The 3442-nt window shown below is 55.8% G+C and carries 3 protein-coding genes; 2 read left to right on the top strand and 1 reads right to left on the bottom strand.

Annotated elements, in window-relative coordinates; genetic code table 11:
• Nucleotides 1-1203 (bottom strand): asparagine synthase (glutamine-hydrolyzing) (gene asnB, locus CORAM0001_RS10790; RefSeq protein ID WP_040362015.1); only part of this gene is annotated, 1203 nt, incomplete at its 3' end.
• 497 nt (nucleotides 1204-1700) lie between these two features.
• On the opposite strand from asnB, the gene ctaC reads away from it, so the two are divergent.
• A complete protein-coding gene (gene ctaC / locus CORAM0001_RS10785) occupies nucleotides 1701-2876 on the top strand; it encodes an aa3-type cytochrome oxidase subunit II (protein WP_005512054.1) in 1176 nt (391 codons plus the stop codon).
• A 35-nt stretch (nucleotides 2877-2911) separates the two neighbouring features.
• Entirely contained in the window at nucleotides 2912-3358 is a 447-nt protein-coding gene (gene ctaF, locus CORAM0001_RS10780; protein ID WP_040362013.1) for an aa3-type cytochrome oxidase subunit IV, read from the top strand.
• Nucleotides 3359-3442: the final 84 nt, after the last annotated feature.

Raw genomic sequence — 3442 nt, 5'->3', positions numbered from 1 at the left:
CAGGGGAGATGGAACCTTGTCGAACGGCTTCAGCGACAGCGGCTCCTTATAAATGGTGTAACCACCAAAGAGCTCGTCTGCGCCCTCACCGGACAGTACGACCTTAACGTGCTTACGAGCCTCTGCCGCCACGAAGTACAGCGGCACCAGTGCAGGGTCAGCGACCGGGTCATCGAGGTACCACATAATCTTCGGAATTGCCCCGGCGAACTCCTCCGGCGAAACGACCTTTACAATGTGCTCGACGCCAATGGCGGCGGCGGACTCGGCAGCCACATCGACCTCGGAGAAGCCCTCGCGTTCGAAGCCAGTGGTAAACGTCAGCAGGTTCGGGTTGTGGCGCTTAGCCAAAGTTGCAATCGCAGTGGAGTCGATACCGCCCGACAGGAACGAGCCCACCGTGACGTCGGCACGCATATGCTTCTCGACGCTGTCCTCCAGCGCACGGGCAATGCGGTCAAAAACATCCTGCTCAGCGCCCTTAGTCACTGGCTGAATCGGGAAATTGGGCTTGAAGTAGCGGGTCTGCTTAACTTCGCCACCAGGCGTAACGATGGCAGTGCAGCCCGACTCCAGACGAACAATGTCGGTGTGCAGTGACTCCGGTTCCGGCACGTATTGCAGGTCGACGTAGTGCTCCAGTGCGCGCTTATTCAGCTTCTTCGCATCGATGCCCATCTCCGGCGCGGCCTCGAGCAGGGACTTCTTCTCAGAACCGAAAATCGTGCCGCGCTCGGTGGTGGCGTAGTAGAGAGGCTTAATGCCGAACGGATCGCGCGCCAGAAAAAGCTTGCGCTCGACGCTGTCCCAGATAGCAATGCCGAACATGCCGCGCAGGTGCTTTACGACGTCCGCTCCCCAGTGGTGGAACCCAACGACGATAGGTTCGCCATCGCCGGAGGTATTAAAGGCGTAGCCTTCCTTCTCCAGCTGCTTGCGAAGTTCGACGAAATTGTAAATTTCGCCGTTGAAGGTCATGGAGTACCGATTCGGCTGATTCTCTGGTCCCCACTGCAGTGGCTGGTGGCTGTGGGCAATATCAATAATGGATAGGCGGTTGAAGCCGAAAACTGCGTCCTCATCGTGCCACGTGCCTGCATCGTCAGGACCGCGGTGCCGCATGCAGGGCAGAGCCCTTTCGACAACGGGAACGAGCTCCGCTGCGTCAGAATTTGCAGTCAGGATTCCGAGAAGACCACACATGCTTCGTGCGCGCACCTTTCACTTAGTGTCACTTAGTGGATTTCGACGACTTCGTAGCTAGAGGGTCAGCGCGACTGACTGTCGCCTGAACCGGTGGCTGTGAAGGACCGCCGCGTGGCTGAGTAGTTGGGTTGAACCCAGATTGGCGCCACATAGAAATGCTGCACCTACTTTAATGCCTTTTGGGGAAAAGGGAGAATGTCTTGGTTCCCCGTGTCTGGCCTCGGCGCGGGGTTACACGGAACGGTGTGTGCCTCAGCTCGTGGCACAAACACTAAAAAATTCATAGACTTGGGAGCGTCAACAGGGTGTAACTGGTGAGAATGCCACCCCCGATAGGCGGGTCTTTCTCAGTATTTTATTAGGGCAGATATACTCGAAGGCACCCCACAGCCATATTTATTGTGGAGAAAGCTTAAGAATCGACTACTCTGCTTGGGTAGGACGAAACCTTAATCGGTTATCGAAAATTGTGTGGATCAGGAAGGCAGACACACGTGAATCAGCGTAGAAAGTTCGGAGTCGCCCGTAAGCTCGGCGTCCTCGGCGTTGCCGCCGGTAGCGCAGCCTTGCTTGCCGGCTGTGACGTTAATCCTCCGGAGAATGGCTTCTTCAAGCTGCTCCGTTTTGGTTGGCCGGAAGGCGTTACCCCGGAAGCGCAGTCCATGGGTAACTTCTGGGTCTGGACCTGGGTTGCAGCTTGGATCATCGGCATCATCGTTTGGGGCGTGACCCTTTACTCGATGGCGAATTTCACGGCCAAGAAGGCTGAGAAGAAGGGCAAGGGCGAGTTCCCGCGCCAGACTGCATACAACGTCCCGGTTGAGTTGTCGCTGACTATTCTGCCGATTCTAATCGTGATGACTCTGTTCTTCTTCACCGTTCAGACTCAGGACAAGGTGACTGCCCTGGATAAGGATCCGGAGGTCACCGTCGACGTCACCGGTTTCCAGTGGAACTGGAAGTTCGGTTACGCCAACATTTCCGCTGACCTGATGGGCGGTCAGGATTACAACGGCCGTATCGATAAGCCGAAGGATGAGCAGTTCTTCACCGAGGGCGGTCACCACGCTCCGTCCAAGGAAGATCGGGACGCTCAGAAGCAGCACCCGATTCACGGTAATTCCAAGTCCGATGATTCCTACCTGCACTACGACGAGATTGAGACTCTCGGTACCACCGAAGAAGTTCCGGTTCTCGTTGTTCCGGAGGACACCGCAATCCAGTTCGACCTCGCGTCCGCTGACGTGATCCACTCCTTCTGGGTTCCGGAGTTCCTCTTCAAGCGCGACGCGTTCCCGCACCCGGAGGCCAACAAGTCCAACCGTGTCTTCCAGATTGAGAAGATCGACTCGGAAAAGATGGCTAATCGTCCGGAGGACAACCCGAGCGACAAGGTGAAGAACGCTTTCGTCGGTCGTTGTGCCGAGATGTGCGGTACCTACCACGCAATGATGAACTTCGAGATTCGTGCTGTCTCCCGCGAGGCATTCACCGAGTACATCAAGTTCCGTCAGGCGAATCCGGAAGCTACTAACGCTGATGCACTGAAGCACATCGGTGAGCCGGCATTCGCAGTCTCCACTTCGCCGTTCAACTCCGGTCGTGTCGACACCCGCGACATGGGTGACCATGGTGCTAACACCATTGACCTGAACGCGACCGCCAAGTAAACCCAGCAAGATTCTTACCTAAAGGAAGTTCTCAAATGAAGTCTGCAGCAAAGCTCTTCTACGGACTTACCGTGTTCCTGGGGTTCATGGCTGTCGTCTACATCTTCGGCACTCAGTACCTCCAGGACACCGGTAACATCATCAACGAAAGCCAGGGTCGTCTCGAGTGGGCTGGTGCAACCGGCCTGATTCTCGCAGCCTTGATGACTTTGATGCTCGGTGGATACTTCCACTTCACGGAGCGTCGTTCTGACATCACCCCGTCTGATTTCGAAGAGGCAGAGATCGCCGACGGTGCTGGTACCCTTGGTTTCTTCTCCGCTAGCTCCATTTGGCCGTTTGTAATGACTATGGGCATCCTGCTCATGGGCTACGGCATTGCATTCATGGCTTACTGGTTGATTGTTCTTGGTGCGGTAATCCTGATCGTCGCCGGTACCAAGCTCAACACTCAGTACATCACTCCTCCGGAGAAGCACTAGTCCGAGTGTAACTGGACTGAGCCACAGTCGTAGATAACCGAAAAGTCTCTCCCACCAACAGGGTTGTTGGTGGGAGAGACTTTG

The organism is Corynebacterium amycolatum SK46, from assembly GCF_000173655.1.
GTDB lineage: Bacteria > Actinomycetota > Actinomycetes > Mycobacteriales > Mycobacteriaceae > Corynebacterium > Corynebacterium amycolatum_A.
Note: the sequence above shows the minus strand (reverse complement) of the source record. Positions and strands in the feature narration are given on the sequence as shown.

Coding starts and splice junctions, on each gene's coding strand:
- ctaF (WP_040362013.1), top strand. CDS start 2,912: ATGAAGTCTGCAGCAAAGCTCTTCTACGGACTTACCGTGTTCCTGGGG.